Below are 4,774 nucleotides of genomic sequence, written 5' to 3'. Positions count from 1 at the left end.
CCTGGTACGGCACGGTGAGCAATTACACTCCCACTCCTTTGGAGGTAGCGGTACGGGTGCTGGATGATTCACCGGAGGATGGAAACGGCGGGCCTCAGATCAGCGATGTACGGCTGAAGGTCAACGGACGCTACCGGGATGAAATTCGTCCTGTGGCGATACTCGATGATGTCACCAGGGATCTTACTACTGCTGATGTATACGAATTGGAAGCTTCCTATATTACACCTACAACTGCGGTTAAAATCGGCGCTCCGTCATTTGACTATTTATCCCTTGATGAGAGGATCCCCAAATATATCGATTATTTTTACCTGCAGGATGTGTATTCGGGAGTGAACCGGTTAAGTACTGAAAAGAATTTCAGCCAGCAGTTGGCAAAGCAATACTATCAGTTGGTTGATCCACGGCTTCCGATACAGGTTAACGGGACGCAGTACATAGCATACATTTTCGATATATCCGTGATCAAGGAACCGGTACAGCAGGTGACGGCGGAGCTTACGGTATCTAACGATTATCGGGTACAGACCGCGACGATCTATACCAAGGAGGCCCAAGGCGGACACGATCCCTCGGCTAATTATGCAACCTGGTACAGTGCAACCTACTGGAGAACGTCTCTCCAGTCGCCGGGTAATGTCAAGGATAAATCTAATTTACAGAAAGTAACGGTTGATTTTGGAGTGCAGGTTGCTTCCATAATCTATAGTGTAGATGCCAATTTCAACTACCGGGGTTTGAAAATTACCGGAGAATTTGCGACCAACTCCAGTCATTACATGTTCCCGGACGATTACCCCGGAACCGGTTTCCCGAAAGATGTGGTAGCCGGCCAGACTCCCCGTCAGGGTCATAAATGGGCCGAGATAGACCATGCCTATTATGTTACCGCTCAAAAAGACTGGGACCATTTTGGATTTGCCGGTGAGTTTTTCAAAATGGGTAATTTCTATAAACCCTACCTGGATTACTTCTATCCGAAGGCTACAGAAAAAGGCTATGGAGTCGGCTCCATCAGTGCCCGCAATAATATATTGAGATATCCGCTCATTGAAGACAACGACGATGATGACCAATATCCGGATACTATGGTCAGCCAGAGGATTATGGGATATAACATTCAATCCACTGAAGACCCGGACGGCGTGTTTCCCGGCAATGACGCCGACCATGACGGCATCGCGGACAACAACAAGAACAACAATGACAGGGCCGATTACAACGAACCCTTCCTGATGCTCGATTCGGATCCGGATGCTTTTGTGTTCGGCAACGATTACAACAATAACACCATTCCGGATTTCCGTGAAGACGACATGAAGCTGGACACCCCTTATTATTTGGACCGTCAGGGGCGCCATGTCTATTTCCGGTACACTCCCCAGAAGAGCGTCAATATTATCCTGGGTTCCATGCGTACCCATGGTGTGGGAACGGATAACCGGACCAACAACGATTATTTCAAATTCCAGGTAAACTATGATGTTTTCGATGTCGGGAAGCTTTACGCCGAATATCGTCATGAACGGGTTCAGGACAATATCAGTGATGCCTATGTCCAGGTGAGCAACCAGATGTTCGGCGATTACCTTAATCCCGGTATCGGCGCCACCATAGGAAGATTTGCCCGTAAGATCTACTCTGATGAGCTGGAATACAAGAACTCCAATGTGGACCGTCTCTGGATAGATTCAGCATTACGGGCGCTGCCTGCGGTGACCATTGAGAACCATCTCAAGATCGAGCGGAATAGCCAGATTGATGGATTGATGTACGATAATACCTTTCAGCCCAAGCTGGATATCCATACTTTGGCCATAGTAAACAAGGTGTCATACGAAAAGAGCTTTGGGAACTGGACGATTTCACCGGGAGTAAAATTCCGCTTCTTCAAGAAAGATCGCGGCCAGGCGGTGCGGTTCGGTGAGTACTACCTGATGCGGATTCCGGTGCTTATGCTTAAATATGTGATTTCGCCTCGAACCGACCTGACTTTTGGTATGCAGGGAATTCCGGGATTAGAGTTTACCATGAAAGACTATATTCAGAGCGAGAACAACTACAAACAGAAAACCTATGCTCTTCAGCTTCAGAACCGCACAGTCTATTTTGGATACAACATCTGGGCTTCGGCGGGAATTCGTTTTGAAGAGAAAAAATTTGATGAATCATTGCGCGCTTTTGAAAACTTCAAGACTTCCACTACCTTTGTGAAATTCCTGCTGGGATATAATTAATCTGCATGCTGACTTGCGAAAGCGAGACTGCTTCATGGTCTCGCTTTTTTTATCCCCGTGCGTATATTCGTTATGGTATATCAGATTTTAAGATATGGCATCATTATTCTTGTCGGCCTGTCGATAGGTTCGTTTCTTAATGTTTTGATTTATCGACTTCCGCGTAAAGAATCTATTGCATTCCCGGCTTCCCATTGCCCCCATTGCCTTTCTCCCATCCTCTATCGCGACAACATCCCTGTTCTCGGCTATGTACTGCTGCGCGGTCGCTGCAGAGCCTGTCAAACACGCATCTCACTTCAATATCCTTTGATCGAGCTCATAACCGCTTCTTCTTTTGTGGCGTTTTTCTACCTTTACGGGGTATCGGTAAATTTTGTCGCCGATGCTGTGTTGACTTGCATTCTGTTGGTCGCCCTGATAATCGACCTTCAATATATGCTTATTCCCGATCGTTTGACTTTTACCGGCGGCGCTATCGGTCTGGCATTTTCTCTGCGTTTCGGATGGCAGCATGGTTTGTTGAGATCTTTAGAAGGCGCCCTTATCGGAATAGCCATTCTCGCCATTATGTCGTTTATCGGGAAAATTCTCTATAAAAAGGAAAGTATGGGCATGGGTGACTTTAAATTGATAGCCGTAACCGGTTTTTTTCTTGGACCACTTTGGAATGGAATTGCTTTGGTTTTATCCATTGCCATCGGGGGAATATGGGGTATGATGCAACTTATAACCGGAAAAAAAGAAGGAAAAGATGAAATTCCGTTTGCACCCTTTATAGCTGCAGGATGTTTTCTGGTCATGCTGTTTCGTAAACAAATCCTGATTCTCCTTGATCTTTACCTCTCCTGATATTTTTCTGATTTTTATCACACTTTCATGGAGGAAACTCATGAAAAATATTTTCAAAAATACGTTGAACCCGCTATCAGCGATTTTCCTTAGTATGGCTCTTTTTATCGCTTTTTTAACTTCGGCCTGTACTCCTCCTTCAAAGATAAAGGTGGGAGTCGGTGAAACCCTGATCAATCCTCCCATCGGAACGCCCATGTCCGGGTATGTCAGAACTGATGTGTCCAAAGGCATTCACGATGATCTGCACGCCCGGAGTCTCCTGGTTGAAGGTTCTGATGGCACAACGGTGGTCATGATGACCATTTCACTGGTGGAAATCGGAAAAGAGTATGTCGAAAAAATCAGAGCCGGAATCAATAAAGCTACCGGAATCCCGAAAGAAAACATCATGATCAGCGCTACTCACACCCATTCCGGCCCCGAATTGTTTAGTAAGGATACAAGTGAACAGTACAAAAAACTGGTGGTGGATAACTCCATAGAAAGCGCAGTATCAGCCTGGGAAAACCGGGTTCCGGGAAGGATCGGCATCGATTCAACGATGGTTATGGAACTGGGCCGGGCAAACAGGCGCCTTCAACATGGCGGTCTACACCCGGACCCCATGGTAGGATTGATCAAAATCGAAAATGACAAGGGTAAACTGCTCGGAGTGGCGTTCAACTATGGCTGCCATCCCTCCACCCTGGATTTGCACAATCTCCAATTCACAGAAGATTGGCCTTTTTTTGCTATACAGGGGATTAAAAAATCGGTTGGCAAGGATGTCTGGGTGGCGTATTACCAGTCTGCTCAGGGCGACATCAAAGTAGGATACACCGCCGAATTATCGGCTGTGGGAGCGGAAATGCCCATACGGAACTGGTGGTATGCCGAGGTGAAAGGCAATCAGATGACCGCTGCAGTGCTGAAAGCTCTGCCAAGGATCAAAACTTCGGGGGATGAAGTGGTCAAATCGACCTCCGGTGTGTTCGATTATCCCCTCAAGGAGAGCTTCAATCTTACCATCGAACAGGCAGGAAATGCTTTGAAAGCCGCCCGGCAGAAACTGGCTGAGATGGAAAAGATAAAGGATACCCTGGGGAAACGGGTTTTGGACGAGGCCAGAGTGGCGGTATTTCTTACCGGCATGGAGGTGGACAATGCTAAAATGGTCGCCGAAAAGAACCGGCCGGCGGCCATGAAGCTTGAACAGCAGGCAATCCGTATCGGGGATGCCGCTTTCGTCTCCTTCCCCTGCGAGGTTTTCTCCGAAATCGGATTAAAAGTGAAGCAGCAGTCGCCGTTTACAAAAACTTTCGTCATCGGCCTCGCCAACGAACCGGATGTGGGGTATCTGCCTACCGCTGAGGAATTCAAGGAAGATAATTACGAGGTGCTCGGTTCACCTTTCAGTCCGAAGGCGGAACAGGTATGTATCGATTCCTCGCTCTCCCTTATCGGGAAGCTCAAGTAACGGTTTTGGAATTATGTGAGAAGGGGCGGGGATTTTTCACCTGCCCTTTTTAAAAGGCTTGTGAAAAACCATATTTAATTGATAGATGCCGAAACGGTTCGTTCCCGCGAAGCGGCAACAAGTTCGGCATGACACGTGCACTTCGACAAGCTCAGTGCTCGGTCAGCGGACTCTGAGCCTGTCGAAGAGTCCGCTACATCCTGAACTCGTTTCAGGATCTAAA

The 4,774-nt window shown here is 47.4% G+C and carries 3 protein-coding genes; all 3 read left to right on the top strand.

From position 1 onward, the window contains the following. Nucleotides 1-2,240 (top strand): hypothetical protein (locus tag Q8O92_02820; protein MDP2982248.1); only part of this gene is annotated, 2,240 nt, incomplete at its 5' end. Nucleotides 2,241-2,312: 72 nt separating this feature from the next. Then, nucleotides 2,313-3,092 (top strand): prepilin peptidase, encoded by a 780-nt coding sequence (locus Q8O92_02815; GenBank protein ID MDP2982247.1) that lies wholly within the window; start codon nucleotides 2,313-2,315, stop codon nucleotides 3,090-3,092. 40 nt (nucleotides 3,093-3,132) lie between these two features. Next, entirely contained in the window at nucleotides 3,133-4,551 is a 1,419-nt protein-coding gene (locus tag Q8O92_02810) for a neutral/alkaline non-lysosomal ceramidase N-terminal domain-containing protein (protein ID MDP2982246.1), read from the top strand. Nucleotides 4,552-4,774: the final 223 nt, after the last annotated feature.

It is taken from the genome of Candidatus Latescibacter sp. (assembly GCA_030692375.1).
Classification (GTDB): domain Bacteria; phylum Latescibacterota; class Latescibacteria; order Latescibacterales; family Latescibacteraceae; genus JAUYCD01.
Note: the sequence above shows the minus strand (reverse complement) of the source record. Positions and strands in the feature narration are given on the sequence as shown.